The 16,256-nt window shown below is 71.7% G+C and carries 17 protein-coding genes; 5 read left to right on the top strand and 12 right to left on the bottom strand.

All coding sequences use genetic code 11. The features are described from left to right. Positions 1–21 precede the first annotated feature (21 nt). The 4 genes from ybiA to NL114_RS20140 all read left to right on the top strand — a co-directional run bounded on the left by ybiA (position 22) and on the right by NL114_RS20140 (position 3,330). On the top strand, positions 22–492 hold the full coding sequence (gene ybiA / locus NL114_RS20155; protein WP_254822710.1) for a riboflavin biosynthesis intermediates N-glycosidase: 471 nt from the start codon (positions 22–24) through the stop codon (positions 490–492). A gap of 111 nt (positions 493–603) precedes the next feature. Beyond that, entirely contained in the window at positions 604–1,395 is a 792-nt protein-coding gene (locus NL114_RS20150; protein WP_254822709.1) for an SAM hydrolase/SAM-dependent halogenase family protein, read from the top strand. 128 nt (positions 1,396–1,523) lie between these two features. Continuing rightward, complete coding sequence (locus NL114_RS20145; RefSeq protein WP_254822708.1) at positions 1,524–2,915, top strand: APC family permease; 1,392 nt, start codon at positions 1,524–1,526, stop codon at positions 2,913–2,915. 85 nt (positions 2,916–3,000) lie between these two features. Next, on the top strand, positions 3,001–3,330 hold the full coding sequence (locus tag NL114_RS20140; RefSeq protein WP_254822707.1) for a cupin domain-containing protein: 330 nt from the start codon (positions 3,001–3,003) through the stop codon (positions 3,328–3,330). Positions 3,331–3,672: 342 nt separating this feature from the next. Here the strand turns inward: NL114_RS20140 and NL114_RS20135 are convergent, their stop codons facing one another. The 4 genes from NL114_RS20135 to NL114_RS20120 form a co-directional block, all read right to left on the bottom strand. After that, on the bottom strand, positions 3,673–4,359 hold the full coding sequence (locus tag NL114_RS20135) for a potassium channel family protein (protein ID WP_254822706.1): 687 nt from the start codon (positions 4,357–4,359) through the stop codon (positions 3,673–3,675). Between the two features lie 40 nt (positions 4,360–4,399). Beyond that, positions 4,400–5,146, bottom strand: a complete 747-nt coding sequence (locus tag NL114_RS20130) for a DUF7411 family protein (RefSeq protein WP_254822705.1) — start codon at positions 5,144–5,146, stop codon at positions 4,400–4,402. A 1-nt stretch (position 5,147) separates the two neighbouring features. Beyond that, the gene (locus NL114_RS20125; protein ID WP_254822704.1) at positions 5,148–5,498 is read right to left on the bottom strand and encodes a DNA-binding protein; all 351 of its coding nucleotides are present in this window, start codon (positions 5,496–5,498) and stop codon (positions 5,148–5,150) included. A gap of 81 nt (positions 5,499–5,579) precedes the next feature. Further along, positions 5,580–7,400 (bottom strand): ABC1 kinase family protein, encoded by a 1,821-nt coding sequence (locus tag NL114_RS20120; RefSeq protein WP_254822703.1) that lies wholly within the window; start codon positions 7,398–7,400, stop codon positions 5,580–5,582. Positions 7,401–7,525: 125 nt separating this feature from the next. Between NL114_RS20120 and NL114_RS20115 the strand changes: the two genes are divergently transcribed. Further along, a complete protein-coding gene (locus NL114_RS20115; RefSeq protein ID WP_254822702.1) occupies positions 7,526–8,146 on the top strand; it encodes an MBL fold metallo-hydrolase in 621 nt (206 codons plus the stop codon). Between the two features lie 134 nt (positions 8,147–8,280). On the opposite strand, the gene NL114_RS20110 is transcribed toward NL114_RS20115, so the two are convergent. From NL114_RS20110 to NL114_RS20075, 8 genes are all read right to left on the bottom strand, one after another. Continuing rightward, complete coding sequence (locus NL114_RS20110) at positions 8,281–8,430, bottom strand: 50S ribosomal protein L40e (protein WP_254822701.1); 150 nt, start codon at positions 8,428–8,430, stop codon at positions 8,281–8,283. A gap of 61 nt (positions 8,431–8,491) precedes the next feature. Continuing rightward, complete coding sequence (locus tag NL114_RS20105) at positions 8,492–9,808, bottom strand: DHH family phosphoesterase (RefSeq protein WP_254822700.1); 1,317 nt, start codon at positions 9,806–9,808, stop codon at positions 8,492–8,494. A gap of 151 nt (positions 9,809–9,959) precedes the next feature. Next, complete coding sequence (locus NL114_RS20100; protein WP_254822699.1) at positions 9,960–10,838, bottom strand: SDR family oxidoreductase; 879 nt, start codon at positions 10,836–10,838, stop codon at positions 9,960–9,962. Position 10,839: 1 nt separating this feature from the next. Beyond that, complete coding sequence (locus tag NL114_RS20095; protein WP_254822698.1) at positions 10,840–11,265, bottom strand: DUF5791 family protein; 426 nt, start codon at positions 11,263–11,265, stop codon at positions 10,840–10,842. 96 nt (positions 11,266–11,361) lie between these two features. Then, entirely contained in the window at positions 11,362–14,445 is a 3,084-nt protein-coding gene (locus NL114_RS20090; protein ID WP_254822697.1) for a DUF7286 family protein, read from the bottom strand. After that, positions 14,439–15,338, bottom strand: a complete 900-nt coding sequence (locus NL114_RS20085) for a DUF7284 family protein (RefSeq protein ID WP_254822696.1) — start codon at positions 15,336–15,338, stop codon at positions 14,439–14,441. The genes NL114_RS20090 and NL114_RS20085 overlap by 7 nt, the downstream gene beginning before the upstream one ends. Next, positions 15,335–15,763, bottom strand: a complete 429-nt coding sequence (locus NL114_RS20080; protein WP_254822695.1) for a DUF7285 family protein — start codon at positions 15,761–15,763, stop codon at positions 15,335–15,337. The genes NL114_RS20085 and NL114_RS20080 overlap by 4 nt, the downstream gene beginning before the upstream one ends. Beyond that, positions 15,744–16,214: a DUF7283 family protein gene (locus NL114_RS20075; protein WP_254822694.1), complete on the bottom strand. Its 471-nt coding sequence runs from the start codon at positions 16,212–16,214 to the stop codon at positions 15,744–15,746. The genes NL114_RS20080 and NL114_RS20075 overlap by 20 nt, the downstream gene beginning before the upstream one ends. Between the last annotated feature and the right edge of the window lie 42 nt (positions 16,215–16,256).

Raw genomic sequence — 16,256 nt, 5'->3', positions numbered from 1 at the left:
GTTCGGGCACGGTTCCCCCCTATGGCGACCGTTCGATGGCCGACCCAGGACGTTGTCGGGCCGTTCGAGGGCGACTCCCGCTTCCTCTCCAACTTCGCTCCCATCGGCGTGCGGTACGACGGGACGGAGTTCGCGACGGCGGAACACGCGTACCAGGCCGCCAAGGCGAGGAACGAGCCCGACATCTACGACCGTATTGCGGCGGCGACCGACCCGGACGAGGCCAAACGCCTGGGTCGACGGGTCGCACTCCCGGACGACTGGGAGGACCGGAAACGGTACGTGATGCTGGAGGTGGTGACCGCGAAGTTCGGGCAGCACCCGGATTACAGGGAGCACCTGCTCGAGACGGGACAGCGGACGATCGTGGAACTGAACTCGTGGGACGACACGTACTGGGGCGCCGATATCGAGACGGGACTGGGCCGGAACGTGCTCGGCCGGATCCTGATGGGGGTCCGGTCCACGCTCCGATTCGACCGCGGACCGTGACCACGGCCGGGGCCGTCGGCGAACCTTCGCCGGCATCGACACCGGCGGAACGCACGGGTGGGACCCGGGCTGACCCCCACGATTACGTCGTCGCCCGTCCCAGTCCCGGACATGATAACCCTGAGTTCGGACTTCGGGGCGCCGTACCCGGCGGCGATGAAGGGCGTCATCCTGCAGCGCGTCGACCCCCGACTCGTGGATGTCAGTCACGAGTTCCCCCGGCAGGACGTGCGTGCGGCGGCGTTCTGGCTCCGGGAGGTTCTCCCCTGGTTCCCGCCGGCGGTCCATCTCGTCGTCGTGGACCCGGGTGTCGGCACGGACCGCCGGGCGCTCGTCGTTCGCGCGGGCGACCACGCGCTCGTCGGCCCGGACAACGGTGTCCTCCTCCCGGCAGCACGTCGTCTCGCGACGGCCTCGGACGCGGCCGACGGCAACGGTGGTGACGGCGAGGTCGAGGTGTTCGACTACGCCTACGGTGACCCTGCCAGCCGGACGTTCCACGGCCGGGACGTGTTCGCCCCCGCGGCCGCCGCGGTCCACGAGATCGGCGTCGACGACCTCGGCGCGGCCGACCGGCTCACGCCGACCGACGAGTACGAGGCCGTCTCCTTCCCGGACCCGTCGCTCGACGAGACGGGCGCCGACGGCGAAGTCATGGTCGTCGACGACTTCGGCAACGTCGTGACGAACGTCCCCGGGGAGACCCTGGCCGACCGCGTCGGCGACCGCATCGAGGTGAACGGCCTCGATGCGCCGGTGGTCCGGGCCTACGCCGAGCGCGCCCCCGGCGAGCGACTGGTCACCGTCGGCAGTCATGGCAACGTCGAGTTCGCGGTCAACCAGGGCCGGGGCGACGAGGCGTTCGGCCTCGCGCCCCGTGATACGGTCCGGCTGTCCTGGTAGGTGACTGCCCCGCCGCCGTCCGACGATTCTGGAAACGAGGTGGATATGGTGCCAAACTATTCGGTATCTCTAAAAGCGGGCCACTACACCAGATATTTCCGTCTCTCCGGCGGACCTGCCGGGCGAGTATGTCCGCCGAGAATCTCGGGCTGACGGAGTCGGTCTCCATCGCGCTCGGGGGGATGATCGGCGGCGGCATCTACGCCGTCATGGGGGTCGTGGCCGGCATCACGCAGTACGCGACGTGGGCCGCGTTCGTCGCGGCCGGCATCGTCGCGCTCTGTGCCGGCTACTCCTACATCACGCTCGACCGGATGACCGACAACCGCGGCGGCTCGGTCACGTTCGTCCAGTGTTACGCCGGGGACCCGGACCTCGCAGGGATGGTCGGCTGGACACTTCTCGTGGGCTACATCGGCTCCATGGCGATGTACGCCTTCGCGTTCGCCGAGTTCACCGTCTCGTTCGCGGTCGTCCCGGCGACCGTGGCCGGCCTCCCGGCCCGGCCGGCCATCTCCGTGCTGGCCGTCGCGGGGTTCGTCGCGCTCAACCTCGCCGGCGCCCGGACCACGGGGACCGCCGAGAACGTCCTCGTCGCGCTCAAGGTGTTCATCCTCGTCGCGTTCGGCGTCCTGGGGGTCGTCTACGCGTTCCGGTTCGCCCCCGGGAGCGGCGGGCTCCGCTTCGGCACCGGCTCGCTGGTCGGGGTCGGTCCCCTCGTGGCCGCGGCCATCTCCTTCGTCGCGTTCCAGGGCTGGCAGCTCCTGTTCTACGACCAGGAGTCCATCGCCGACCCCGAGGCGACCATCCGGAAGGCAGTCTACATCTCCATCCCGGTCGCCGCCGTCATCTACGCTCTCGTCGGCGTCGTGACGGTCAACCTCGCGCCGCAGGCGCTCCAGCAACACCCCCACGTCGCCCTGAAGGACGCAGCCCGGACGATGCTGTCACCCTACGGCTTCGCGACGGCTGGCGGCGTCGCGCTCGCCCTCTCGGCGCTGTTCTCGACCGGGAGCGCCATCAACGCGACCATGTTCTCGGCGGCCCACTTCGCGAAGGGGATGCTCGCCGACGACCTGCTGCCCGACGACATCGGTGACGCCGACGCCGACGGCATTCCCGAGCGGACGCTGCTGGTCATCGGCGGCGTCACGGCCCTGTTCACCGCCGTCGGGAGTCTCGGAGCCATCACCTCCTTCGCCTCGCTGGCGTTCATCCTCGTCTTCGGGGCGATGAGCCTCCTCTGTCTCCGGGAGCGCGACCACGACGCCGTCAATCCGGTGCCGCCCGCCGTCGGCTTCGTCGGCGCGACCGCGTTCCTCCCGCTGATGGCCTACAACCTCTACACCCGCGAACCGAACACGTTCGTGATGGTGCTCGTGGTAGCGGTCGCCGTCGTGAGCGTCGAACTCCTCTACTTCAAGCGCGACCTGCTGGAGGAGACGGTCGTCCCAATCGAGGAGGAGCGCATCGACAGCGCTGTCGACGATGCCACGGACCACCTCTCCGGAGCCGAGTGACGGTCGCCCACGCGAACCATTCCCGGCGGCATACCGGGGCGGCGCCGGCGCGTGGGACTAAGTTCCGCCCGGTCGTGAATCCGGTATGCTCGATTGCTACCCCGAGGCGGCCGCGCTCGACCCGGAGGAAGGAGAGGTCCAGACCGCGGAGCTCGTCGTCACCGACGACGTGCTCGTGAAGGCGTTCGCGCTCGGCGCCGGTGCCCGCGTCGAACCCCACGAACACGGCGACGCTACCAACGTCTTCCACGTGCTCGAGGGGACCGTCACTGTCGTCCGCGACGACGAGGAGGAGCGGGTCACCGCGCCGGGGGTCGTTCTCAACGAGCGGGGGGTCGTCCACGGCGCGCACAACGACAGCGAGGACGTCGCCGTCCTCACGGCCAGCCTCTGCCCGCTGCCGGGCGGCGGCTGATTTATATACCAGCACGATCCGGTGACGGCGGCCGGTCGGCCGGCGTCCTTCGCCCGAAACCGCAAGACGCGGGCACGACGGGCGTCCGACGAATTGCGCCGGTCACACGACTGTCTGACGCGGATTTATGTCCCTCCCGGGGATGGCTATCGGTGGGCGCGCACTGACGGCCTCAACACATCCCCATCCTCCCCACCGCGCGCCCGGACCTATCTCCTTTCCGGGGATGCAGAGGCCACATACACTCTCTGTCTCCTGCGCCCTCGACTCGGAGCTATGGCTCTCGACAGCGGTCGCTCGCCGGTCCGTCGCCCCCGAGAACTGACCGCCGGAATCGCCCGCTCAGGCGCCGGCTTCCGCGTCGGCGTCCGGGTCGTCGCCCCGGACCATCGCCCGGACATCGCCGAGCGAACTCCCGTCAGCGATGACTGCCAGCCGGTCGCCGGCCTCGATGGTCGCCTGCGGCAGCGGGATGTTCAGCGGCTCGTTCACCCGGCCGTGGGCGTACACCCGCGAACCCGCCGGGAAGTCGACCTCGACGACCCGGCTCCCGATGAGCGGTGAGTCGGCCGGGACGTCGACGGTCGCCGCCGTCAGCGTCTCGGTGAGGTCCGCGAGAACGTTCAGGTCGCCGCCCAGCAGCGCCGTCTTCGCGCCCGCCGCCCCGAGGCGCTCGGGGTAGACGATCTCGTCGACGTCCGCGGCGTACTTCTCGTAGATCTCCTCGCGGTAGTCCTCGTCGATGCGCATGACCGTCCGGATGTCGTGAGCCTTGCCGGCCATGCAGGCGGCGAAGTTGGCGTTCAGGTCGCCCGTGAGCGCGGCGATCGCGTCCACGTCGGCGATGCCGGCCTGCTCCAGCAGGCGCTCGTCCTGGCCGTCACCCTGGTGGGCCTGGAACCCATCATCGGACGCCTTCGCGACCTTCTCGGCGTCCTGTTCGACGATGGTGACCTCGTGGCCCTCGGAGGCGAGAATCTGCGCGGTCCGCAGTCCGACCCGACCGTAGCCGACGATGAGGAATCGCATACCGCCCCTTCTCCCCCCCACGTCAAGAGGTTTTCCGCGATTACGACCGGCCGGCCTGCTCGCCGTCCGACCCATCGCCCGGCCCGTTCCCCGACTCCGGGACCGACCCGTCGGTCCGCCCGACGACCCGCGACTGGACGTGGTCGGGGAACAGCTCGTCGACGCGGTCGTGGCCGTGCTCGCGGCGGATGAGCGTCCGGATGGCCGCTTCGTAGTCGGCCTTGGCCAGCTCGTCGCTGGGACCGATGGCGACCTCGAGACGGTCGCGGGCGAGCCGGTCGACCGCGCCCCGGCCGAAGCCGCGCAACGGAACGAGGTAGTCCACGCCGTGGCGGTCCTCCAGGCTCTGTATCGCCGGTCGGTCCAGCCGGGGAACCCGGTCGTCGCGGCGGGTGCCGTCGGCGATAGCCGGGGGCGTGTCGCCGCCCGCTTCGGCGGCCGCCGCCGCCGCGACCGTCTCCAGTGCCTGCTCGTGGACCGACTGGATGGCCTCCCGGGGGTAGCCGTCGGCCAGCGTCCGCTCGGCGGCCTCGTGGGCGACCGACTCCGGGAGCGACACCACGCGGTGCGGGAGGCCGATGGCCTCGGCGGCCTCGCGGGCGTGGTACGTCGCACGGGCGATTCCCCAGCCGGGCTCGGGCGCCGCGTCGACCCCGAACCCGACGGTGACGAGCGTCACGTCGTAGAACGGCTCGAGGCAGAGTGCGGCGAGCGCGGAGTCCTTGCCGCCGCTGAACAGGACCCACGCTGGCGGCTGGGCGGCCGACGCCGTCTCGGTCGGGGCCACGTTACCGGCGCTTGATGTCGAAGCTCTGCTCCTCCGGCTTGAGCTCCTGCAGGAGCTCCTTCATCTGCTCCTCGTCGATACGGCCCTGGAGCCGGCCCGAGCGGTGGAGCGCGATGACCTGCTGTTCGACCTTCTCGGCGAACTCCGGCTTGCTCATCCGGATGGTGTTGAGCCGCTTGCGCGCGCCGTCGTCCAGCGCCTTCCGGAGCATCGCCTTCTTCTGGGCCTCTGCCTGCTCGCGCTGGGCCTCCGCGGCCTCCCCGTCCGGAGCGCCGCCCTCCTGCTGGCGCTGCTTCAGCTCCTCCATCTTCTTCTGTCGCAGTTCGTCGATCTCCTCTTCGTTCCCACTCATGGACGACCGTTGTGTCGTTCGCAGGAAAACCGTTTCGCCGCAGGTACACGACGGGGCCGACGCCAGCCGGCCGCCCCGACCTCACTCCTCGCCGCGCTGGCGCTCGCGCATGTTCTGCCGCGTGAACTGCGGGGTCGCGCTGATGCCCCGGTCGCGGCGGAAGGACAGCGCCGTCAGTCCCAGTAGCCCGACGGTCCCGGCAGCTGACAGCAGGACGACCTCGGTCCCCACCGTCGCCCGGAAGCCGTAGGCGAGCGTCGTCATCACGATGCCGGCGGTCGCGAGCCCCCCCACCACGACCCGGCGGGTGAATCGCGTGACAACTCGCCCATCGTCGCGGACGGTCGCCCGGAGTTCGACGTTCCCGCGGACGACCCGGTCGAGGGCTCGTTCCGCACCTGTCGGTGCCCGGAAGACCGCGAGCCCGACCCTGGCCGCCTCGTCGATGCCCGCCTCGAGGAGGCGCCGGGCCGACTCCTGTCCCTGCTCCTTCCGGACGTAGTCGGTCACGACCGCGACGAAGTCGAACTCGTCGTCGAGCGTGTAGCACACCCCCTCGAGGATGGTCGAGGTCCGGACCATGAGTGCGAGGTCCCGTGGGAGCCGCATCGGGAACTCCCGGAGCGTCCCCTGGAACCCCTCGACGAGTTCGCGCACCTCGCTCACGTCGACCTCGCCACCCCGCAGGTTGTCGAACGCGAGCTCCATCCCGGCGCGCATGAACTCGCGGTCGGCGTCCGGGTCCAGCGCGCCCATCCCCTCGAACGCGTCCAGTACGCCCTCGATGTCCTCGCTCGCGACGGCGACGTAGAACTCGAACAGCTCGTCGCGCCGGCGCTCGCTCAGCGTCCCCGTCAGCCCGAAGTCGTAGAAGACGATGGTCCCGTCGGACTGGACGGCGAGGTTGCCGGGGTGGGGGTCGGCGTGGAAGACGCCGTCCTCGATTATCATCCGGATGTACGCCCGGAGGAGTCGGTCCGCGAGGTCGGTCGTATCGACACCCATCGACCGGAGCGTCGAGACGTTCGATATCTTCGTCCCCTCGACGTACTCCGAGACGATGACGCGGTCGGTCGTCAACTCGGCGACGACCGGGGGGATACGAACCCCCGTATCGTCGGCGAAGTTCGCCCGGACCAGCTCCTGCCGGCGGGCCTCGTGGGCGTAATCCATCTCCTGGCGGATGGTGGCGGCGTACTCGTCGGCGAGGTTCTCCAGCGTGAAGCGCTGCCCGGGCGGCGCGAGCCGCGTCACGAACGGCAGCAGCGTCCGGATGACCCGCAGGTCGGCCTCGACGCGCGGCCGGACGCCCGGCCGGAGCACCTTCACGGCCACGTCCGTGGGCGACTCGCCCCCGACGCTATCGGGGTCCAGTCGTGCGACGTACACCTGCCCGATACTCGCGCCGCTGATGGGCTCGCGCTCGAACTCGGCGAACACCTCGTCCACGGGCCCGAGTTCACCCTCCAGCACCTCACGGGCCTCGGACCAGGGGGCCGCGGGCACCCGGTCCTGGAGCGCCGACAGCTCCTCGACGTACGCCGGCGGGAGGACGTCCGGCCGCGTCGACAGCATCTGCCCGAACTTGATGAACGCCGGGCCCAGCTCCAGCAGCGTCTCGCGGAGCTTGCGTGCCCGGCGCCGGTCGTCGTCGTCGGTCGGCTCGCGGCCGTCACCGAACAGCAGCCACCGCCGCCGGTCGCGCAGGAAGGCGACGGCGAACGGCAGGAAGGCGCCGATGACGACGAAGAACCGGTACAGCGACCGGAGCCGGACGCGGAGCGGGAGCCGCTCGTCCGTGACCCCCCCGACGAGTTCCGGCTCCGGGAGGGCCGGGTCGAGGGCGTCGCTCTCGGCGTCCTCGGGGAACTCCGCCGTCGACTCCTCGGCTGCACTGCTCACGCCTCTACTGGGGCGCGGCGGCCGGATAAAGGGCCTGCTCGGGGGGCCTCTGGTCGGGGCTCGGTGGCACTGCCCGAGCGCCACCGGGGCAAACGACTTTGCGGGCGCCGGGTGCAGATACGGCCATGAGTGACACCGATGTCGTCTGCGTCACGGACGCGGCGGAAACCTTCACCTGCAACGCGTATCTGGTGCCGGGCGAGGTCACGACGCTCGTGGACGCGGGCGCCTGGGACGGCATCGTCGACGCCGTCCGCGAGCACGTCGGCGACATCGACCGGGTCGTGATGACCCACCAGCACGGCGACCACGTCGCACAGCTGGACGCCGTCTGCGACGCCTTCGACCCGGACGTGTACGCCTACGCCGACCACTCGTGCCGAACCCACGCCATCGAGGACGGTGGCACGGTGCAGGTCGGTGACGAGGACTGCGACGTGGTCTACACGCCCGGCCACGCCGACGACCACGTCTCCTTCGTCTCGCCCACGAGCCTCTACTCCGGTGACGTGGTGGTCCACGACGACGGCGCCTTCGACTACGGCTCCTTCGGCCGCACGGACATGGCCGGCCAGTCCCGCGAGCGACTCATCGAGTCCATCCGCGACCTCCTCGACCGACTGCCCGAGGGCGTCGAGCACATGTACGCCGGCCACGGCGGCGTCTTCCACGGCGACGTACGGGACGTGGTCGAGACGGCCCTCGAACGCGCCGAACAGCGCGAGCCGAAGTACCCCGACGGGTGAGCCCCGCCACGGCGCGTGAGACACCTGCAGCTCGGCGTCATCGATGGTACGGTGGCCCACCATCACCTCGACGGTGGTCGGGCTATCCCTGTCGAGAGCGGGAGAACCGAATCCCGGGCGGTGCGGCCGGCGATTCAGGCCGCGCGCCGCTCGGTCGCCTTCGGCCGGAGGTTCTTGTAGCCGCACTTCCGACAGCTGTCGGCCCGCTCGGGGTTCCGGGCGTTACAGCGCATACAGATCATCTTCTTCAGCATGCGGTCCTCCGCTTTGTCGAACTGGGCCATACCCCGGCTTCCGGGCGCGGCGGTTAAACGTTTCCGGGTCCGGCCGAGCGCCCCGTCAGGGTCAGTCGCCGCCGCTGGCTTCGGGCTTGTCGACGGGCTCTCCGGCATCCCCCTCGTCGTCGCTGTCGACGGCCGCCGGCGCTTCCCCGGCATCCACCTCACTCGCCCCGACCGTCCCCGGGTCGACCGGCTCGGCCATCTCGTCGGGGGCGCCCTCGGGGTCCTGACTCGCCATGACGGCGAAGATACTCTCGAAGAACCGCTCGATGCTCACGCCGTCGCCCGGGCCGAGCCCGGCCATGTGGTCGACGGAGAGCTGCCCGCCACCCATCCGGGCGTGGCCGCCCGCGTCCGCCATCGGGATGCCCTCGATGGCCGTCGAGAGCGTCTCGCCGATATCGACGCTCCCCTCGATGGCGCGGCCGGAGAGGTGGAGCGTCCCATCACACGTCCCGCTGACGACCACCGCCCGGACCTCCTTCATCCGGAGCAGGTCGTCGGCGGCCTGGGCGACCGCGTCCGGGCTCGGAACCTCCCCGGCGTGGGTACAGACGAACGCCCCCCGCTGGACGCGGTCCAGCACGGCTCGTGCCCGCACGTCCATCGTCTCCGGTGACATCGGTGGGGTCGCTACGCGCTCGATGGTGTCGGGGTCGGCACGCGAGGAACAGTAGGCCGCCGCGTCGAACTCCGCCGCCGTACAGCCGCGTGTGAAACCAGCCGTGTCGGCCCGGATGCCGTACACCAGTGCCGTCGCCAGCGATTCCGGCATCGACGGCTGCGAGTCGTCCCCGCCGTCGTCGGTGGTCTGCCAGCCCAGTTTCTGCAGGTACTCGGCCATGAGGCTCGCGCAGGCGCCGTACTCCGGACGAACGTCGGTGAACGCCGCCCCCTCGCCGTCGCCGGGGTGGTGGTCGATGACCGCGTAGGCCTCGACCCCGCCGGCGCCCGCGAACCCGCGGGGCTGGTTGTGGTCGACCAGCACCACGTCCCGTTCGGCGAGGTCGCTGGCGTCCCGGAGCCGGGTCGCCTGGATACCCAGCTCGCTGACGAGCGCGAGGTTCTCCTCGTGGCGTATCTCGCCGGGGTAGTAGATGGTGGTCTCCGTCTCGACCGTCTCGGCTAGCTCCCGAACCGCCAGCGCACAGGCGAGGGCGTCGGGGTCCGGGTTCGGATGTGTTAGCACCGCGATCTCGTCGCTGGCCGCCAGCGTGGCGCGGAGTCGGCGCCCCGGTGTCCGGGCCGCACGCACCTTCACGAAGAGGACGGCACCGGCCGCCGCGAGGATGACGACGGCGACGCCGCCGAGCAGAACGGGGTCGACTCCGGGTGGTGGACCGATGGCGTCCGCAGCCGCTGGCACGGTCCTCCCACTCACGAGACCCATCTCCCGTGCGGCTTGTTGTCGAGGGGAAATGAAGCTTCCCCTCCACCTGAAACGTACCCTTGGTTGCGGGAGATTCATCCCGGAAACGCTCCAGTGATGGCTCAGAAACGGCGAAAAATGCCCGGGGGTCGCCCCCCAGACCTCAGTCGCGATACGCCTCGATGGCCGCCCGATACCCCTCGCGGAACGTCGGGAACCGGAACTCGTAGCCGAGGTCGCGGAGGCGGTCGTTCGAGCAGCGCTTGCTCGTCAGGATGCGCCGCCGTGCCGCCGCCGAGAGGCCGGGGTCGTCGAGCCGTTCGTCCTTGCTCCGCTTCGGCGGGCGGTCGACACCACACTCGTCGGCCAGCCAGTCCGCGAACGCGTGCTTGTCGACCGGCTCGTCGTCGACGGCGAGCAGGAGGTCCTCGTCGCTGTCCTCCAGCATGAACCGGACGACGCCGGCGGCATCGTCGCGGTGGAGCATGTTCAGATACCCCGCCGTCACCGGTCCCTCGATGTAGCGCTCCAGCCGGTAGCGGTCCGGCCCGTAGAGGCCGGCGAACCGGGCGACGCGCCCGTCGATGCCGTACTCGGCGGCGACCTCCCGGGCGACCCGTTCGGCCTCGGCGAGGACGCGCGTCTTCTCCGTCGTCGGGTCGAGCGGCGTCGTCTCGTCGACCCAGCCGCCGTCGTGGTCGCCGTAGACGCCCGTGCTGGAGGTGTACACCAGCTGGTCCGGCGCGTCGTCACGCGCGCCGAACGTCTCGATGGCCGTCCGGAGGCCGTCGACGTAGACCTCGCGGGCGGCCTCGGCGCCACGGCCGCCCGAACTCGCGGCGAAGACGAGTGCGTCGGCGTCCGGCACGGCCGCCAGGTCGCCCGCGTCGGTCACGTCCGCCCGGACCGCGGTCGCACCGGTTCCTTCGACGGCCTCTGTGCCGTCCGCGGACCGCCTGACGCCGACCACCTCGTGGTCCGGCTGGAGCTGTCGGGCGAGTTCCAGCCCGACGTAGCCACAGCCGAGGATACAGACGCGCACGTCAGGGGCTCCGTGCCTGGATGGTCGCGTGGAGCAGTGCGAACTCCCGGAGCGTCATCGGGAAGCGGCCCTCGACCTTCGACTGGATCTCGCGCCCCTCAAGGGCCCCGCCGGTCTCCGCGGCGAGTGCCTCCACGTCCAGGACGGCGTTGGTCATCCCCATCAGCAGGGCGTCGCGGTCGAGCTGGACGGCCGTGTCCGGGTCGATGTCGGCGTCCACCGCGAGTATCGCCGCGGCGTCCTCGTGGTCGAGGTCGGGAGACTCCTCCTCGCGCAGCGCGCGCAGGGTCGCCGCGTCGATTCCGCTTTCGTCGGCTACCGTCTCGACGCCGTGGGCCTCGATGACCGCCACCAGTTCGGCCTCGTAGCGCTCGTACAGTTCGTCCGGCCCCAGTTCGTCGGGGTTCGGTACAACGTCGTGGAACACGGGGAGGCGTACGCGGTGAACGTATAAGGTCGCTGGGTCACGGGTCGCCTCGCGTCCCGGTCGGGCGCGCCACCCGCGGCCCCGCGGCCCCGGGACTCACGGGCGAGGCGCCGGCCACCCGGTCCGTTCGTCGGCCTTCCCGTTCGTGTCGCCGACGCCGCGGCCACCCGGCGGGACCACCACGAGTACCGTCGTCTCGATATCGAACGACACGCGCGTCGCCCGTCCGAGCCGCTCGCTCGTTCCATCGTCGTCCACGTCGAGCCGGACCGACCGGCCGTCGCGCTCGTACGCCAGCGGCGGTCTCGGTCGACCTCGGCCGTTCGCCCTGACCACCAGCGACGGATGGACCCCGCGTACGCGGACGTACCAGACGTTGACCGTCGCGTACCACGGCTGCACCGGGGGCAGGACCGGGAGTCCGGCGGGAACCGTCCGGGCTGGGCCCTCGTAGAGCCGTTCCCGGGCGGCTGTCGCACCGCGCTCGGCGGTCGCTTTCACGGCCTCGGTGGCCGCCACGTCGATCAGGTCGCGTACGAGGCGCCCGGTCCGCTCGGTCGGTCGTCGGGGAACACGGCCCGCCGCCTCCTCGCTGGCCTGGCGGAGCTCGGCCCGGAGCAGGAGTTCGAGCCGGTCGGCACTCGTTCGGCCGAGCCTCGGATTCCGGTCGACCGCCGTCTCCGCGATGGCGCTCGCTGCCGACCCGTTCAGCAGCGCCAGCGCACGGGCCGACGGTGTGTCCCACCGGTCGAGCGCGGACGCGACCACGGCTCGTCGTCGCGTGGCTCCCTCCATACCTTCCCGCCGGAGGAGCCCCCTGGCCCGTTCGCGGAGGGCGCCGTTCGCGTCGCGCACGGCGCCCTCGAGGTGGCCGCGCGCGGTCAGCAACGACCCGTTCGCGTGAACAGTGTCGTTCGCCGGGTGGGTGTCATTCAGTGCCGCCGCAGCCTGCAGGGTCCGTGCGGCCGTTCGTAGTGACACCGTCTCCCGCCCTCCACCCCGGACGAACGACGCGACGTCGTCGTACGGCAGCGTGAACACGTTCAGGTTCCGGGCGGCGAGTGGCCGGACCGTCCCGCCGCCCCGGAGGCCGACCGCCGGCCGCGAAACCGCCGTGAGCGCGAGCCGGTTCGGCGTCGTGTCCGGGACGAACCGGGACCCCGTGGCGGACGACGGCCGCACCCTGCCTGCCGTCGCATTCGCGGCGACCGCTCGCTGGCGCTCGATACGTGCCAGCGAGGGGAGCCCCCGGGAGACGAGCGAGTCGTTCAATCGCCGGCGGGCACGCTTCCGGCGGTCGGACCGGTCCTCGAGCCGGTCGATGACACGGTCGAGATAGGCCGCTCGGACGGCGATTCGGGCCCGGTCCGACACGCCGTCGTAGGTCCGTGGCGGGTCGAGCAACGGGCGCCGCTGCTGTCGCAGCGTGGCCGCGAGGTCGGCAGCGGGACTCGCCGCGAGTGTCCCCAGGTCGCGGCGCGAGGTCCGGACGGAGACGTTTCGAACACGTCGGTTGAGGGCCGTGAGGTCGCGCACTACCCATCGCTCCAGCTCGGGCGGCCGACGCCCCACCACCCGCACGGCGGTCGTATTCACCGCGTCGGCCGTGGCTCGCGCCGCGAGCCGGTCGTAGCCACCACGGGCCGCCACCAGCTGGGTGGTGGCCCGTTCCGCGACACCTCCGAGGTTCGGACCGTCGAGGACGCCACCGGGTTCGTGGATCGGACGCACCGGGCGCTGTGGGACATCGCTGTCGGGCAGAGTGTGTCGACCCAACACCTCGATGGCGACCGCGTTCCTGGTCGTGGTGGTGCGGCTGGTCGTCACCGTGCGGTTCCCGTCCCGCCAGTGACGGACGACCGTCTCCCGAACGATGACGCGACGGTGGGCCGAGGACAGGCGGTGCCATCGTCCCTGGGGGTCCGGAGGCTCGGCCCGCTCGTTGTCGATGACCTCGCGGCTCCGTCGGTCCACCTGCCGGTCGTGGTCGACGAGGCGCCAGTCGCCGGGGGACGCGGGTCGGCGCTGTCCGGACCGGCTCGTTCCGACTCGTCGGGTCGTCGTAGCGAGCCGGGCCCGAACCGTGTAAGACGCTCGGAGTACGTCGGTGAGGTTCCGCGTCCCTCCGGTCGGTTGCCGGAGCATCGCGGCCAGCGCGCTGTCGGCACTGGCACCGACATCGACGGTGACGGGTTCGTCCTCGAACGGTCCGGCGGTCCGACCCCCCTGCCGACTCCGGCTCACCAGGAACCGCCGTAGCGTATCCATCGCGCGCGCGGTGCCGCGGGAGCGATTCTGCTTGACCTGCCCGAAGCCGAGGGCGACGGCGTCCTGGCCGAGCGTCCGTGCGGCCGTGGTGGCGAATCCCTCCTTCCACGCCGGGTCCCGCGCGCCGAACGTCCGGGCCTGCGCGTCGTACACTGCGGCGTCGGTGGCGAGCGCGAGATGACGGTTGGCGAGCACGTTGCTGACCGGTGCGCCCGCCCACTGTGCCGTGCCGCGGCCGTACGCCGCAAGATAGGTCCCGAAGGTGAGACGTGCCCCGGCACTCTCGGGGGATAGCGTTCGGGCGTCCAGGCGGCGCTGGTACCGCGTCGTCCGGTCGTGAATGGCGAGGACCGGCGTCGTGACGGTCACGCTCGGGGCGAACGACTCGCGAGTTACCACCCGGCCGTCACGGGTCGCGCGGAGACTCACGTTCCGCAACCGGACCTGGAGTCGGGTCCCGTTCGGTCCGGTTCGGCGGAGTTCGACCCGCTCGATGGTCCGGCGGAGGGCCCTCGTTCCGTCGTCCTCGACCGCCGGTAGCGTGGTGCTGGCGCGGACGGAGTCCTCCCGGACGTGAACGGTGTCGAGCGTCGTCGCGGCTGACAGGTATATCCGGAGCCGGAGGGCATCCCGGAACGCGTGCGAGTCGTTCAGCGCCCGTCCAGCCGTGGTGTTCGCCGTCGTCAGAACCGGGTCCGCCGCGGCCGCGCGGGCGGCCTGCCGCACGGCGACACGGAGCGCCGGCACGGCGGCCGCACCGGCCCGCTCCAGTGCGGCCTCCGTCGCCGGTTCCCGGACCGCCGGTGCCGCTCCCAGGGAGGCGTGGAACGCGGTGCTCGTCACGAGCAGGACGACGCCGACGAGGGCGAACGGAACCCGGGCACGGTCGTCGGTCCCCAGGGTGTTCACCACGTGGCGACCACCACCCTGACCTCGCCGATACGGACGGCACGGGCGGCCGCAGTGGGGGAGTCGAACCGCTCCCGCAGGTCCGTCTCGTACTGTCGGGCGAGCGCGGTCGTGAGCCGTGCGTTCGCCCGGCGTGGCTCGACCGCCCGGACGGGGGCGGCCACGTTGGTCCCGAGCCCAGTGGCTGTCCGCCGGTAGCGCCGCGTCAGCAGCGCGTCGACGGGATAATCGCCACGGAGCGCGAGCCGGGCGTCCTGTGGCGGGAACCAGCCGGCGACCGTGGCTCGTGCGAGCGCCCGGGCGACGCCGGGGTAGCCGTCGCGTCGTGCCGCCCGGCGGGCCCGCTCGCGTGTGGCCCGGAACCGGCTTGGAACGGTGAGCGTCGCGGCTGCCACGCTCGCCCCCGGTGGCGGCCGGGGGCCCGCGCTCGCGACACCTCGCGTCGGCGCTCCCGGGTAGGGGGTCCAGGTCGCGGTGACGCGTGTTCGACCGCCGGTCGCGCGGGTCGCGTTCCGGACCACGGTGGCGACCCGTCGTTCGAACCCGTCGCTGGCGCCGGAGAGTACGCGCCCGTCGAGGGTCGCGTTCTCGACCGCCGCCTCGGCGAGCAACTCCGCGTAGCTCCCGTGAGCGACCCGCTCCGCCTCGCCGGTCCCGCTCGCGTGGTCGCCGGAGGCTTCCAGATGGCTGGTATCGAGCTCGTATGACACCGAGACGGTCCCCGTGGCGAGCGCCTCGGCAGTGGCCGACGGGTCGGGGCCGTCGTGGGGTGTACCCGGAACCGCTTGCGGTAGGACGAGCGTCCCGATGGCCGCCGACACCAGCAGCAGACAGAGGCTCACGTCGACGACAGTGCTGATGGCACGGTCGGTCCTGGCGCGGGCGCTACGGATCACCAGACGACCACCCGGAGTCGGCCCACGGTAGTCCGGCTCACGGCGGTGTCGACGGCGATGCGACGAGCAGCCCGGTCGGATGCAGCGTCTGGTATCGGCGGACCGGCGCACCACCGCCGGTCGGCCGCGGTGAGCGTCGCGTTCAGTCGGCGTCCCTCGGGTCCGGCGCCCGGCGCGGCGGACAGGCGCGTCGGGTCGACGACGCCGGTCCGGTCGCTCACCGCCTCGGCGACCGCATCGAGCGCGGTCGGCGCGAGGTCGGCACCGGTCGGTTCCGGGAGCGCGGCCTGGAGTGCCCCCGTGTAGAGACCGAGCGCGGCCGTCACCGCGAAGACGGCCGCCAGGGCCGCGAGCGGCTCCACCTGCCCACGGCCGGCGGGTTCCCAGCCGCGGGGGCCGCTGCATTCAGCCGACGAGCGTGACATCGACCTCCCCCCAGATGACGCGCCGGACGAGTAGCTGGTCGGGTGCTGGTCGCCAGTCCGGGTCGGTTCGTCGGGCGGCGGCAGCGCGCCCCGCGAGTGCCGTCGGCGAGCCGAGAACCCGACCCGGTCGGTCGCCGGTCAGGACGGCACGCAAGGGCGACGCGTCCGGCGGGACCGGCGTCACCGGACCGTAGGCCAGCGACTCACGGGCCGACCCACCGTCCGTCCGGAGCGAGATGCCGTCCGGGTCGACCCGCACGGCGGTCGCTTCGAGCGGGTGTTCGGCGGTCGCCGGCCGCGGGCTCGACGCCACCGCGTCGACCGTCCGGGCGACGGGCGTGGGGTCGGGCGGGGCCGCCGTGGGGAGCCCCGTCGCCGTTCCGAGGACCGCCACGCTCACGGTTGCGAGACCGAGCCACACGTACCACGCGTCGGCAGGAGTTCCGAGCACGGGGGTGCTGGTCCCGTTCCGGTACTTGAACCTTCGCCGGCG

Source organism: Haloglomus halophilum, from assembly GCF_024298885.1.
In the GTDB taxonomy this organism is placed as follows: Archaea; Halobacteriota; Halobacteria; order Halobacteriales; family Haloarculaceae; genus Haloglomus; species Haloglomus halophilum.
The sequence above is the reverse complement of the archived record's forward strand: the minus strand, read 5'-3'. Positions and strand labels throughout refer to the sequence as shown.

Excerpts from the sequence above, each read along its gene's own strand:
- NL114_RS20110 (WP_254822701.1), bottom strand. The coding sequence starts at position 8,430 with ATGGCCCAGTTCGACAAAGCGGAGGACCGCATGCTGAAGAAGATGATC.
- NL114_RS20145 (WP_254822708.1), top strand. The coding sequence starts at position 1,524 with ATGTCCGCCGAGAATCTCGGGCTGACGGAGTCGGTCTCCATCGCGCTC.
- NL114_RS20150 (WP_254822709.1), top strand. The coding sequence starts at position 604 with ATGATAACCCTGAGTTCGGACTTCGGGGCGCCGTACCCGGCGGCGATG.
- NL114_RS20125 (WP_254822704.1), bottom strand. The coding sequence starts at position 5,498 with ATGAGTGGGAACGAAGAGGAGATCGACGAACTGCGACAGAAGAAGATG.
- NL114_RS20115 (WP_254822702.1), top strand. The coding sequence starts at position 7,526 with ATGAGTGACACCGATGTCGTCTGCGTCACGGACGCGGCGGAAACCTTC.
- ybiA (WP_254822710.1), top strand. The coding sequence starts at position 22 with ATGGCGACCGTTCGATGGCCGACCCAGGACGTTGTCGGGCCGTTCGAG.
- NL114_RS20135 (WP_254822706.1), bottom strand. The coding sequence starts at position 4,359 with ATGCGATTCCTCATCGTCGGCTACGGTCGGGTCGGACTGCGGACCGCG.
- NL114_RS20140 (WP_254822707.1), top strand. The coding sequence starts at position 3,001 with ATGCTCGATTGCTACCCCGAGGCGGCCGCGCTCGACCCGGAGGAAGGA.
- NL114_RS20080 (WP_254822695.1), bottom strand. The coding sequence starts at position 15,763 with ATGTCACGCTCGTCGGCTGAATGCAGCGGCCCCCGCGGCTGGGAACCC.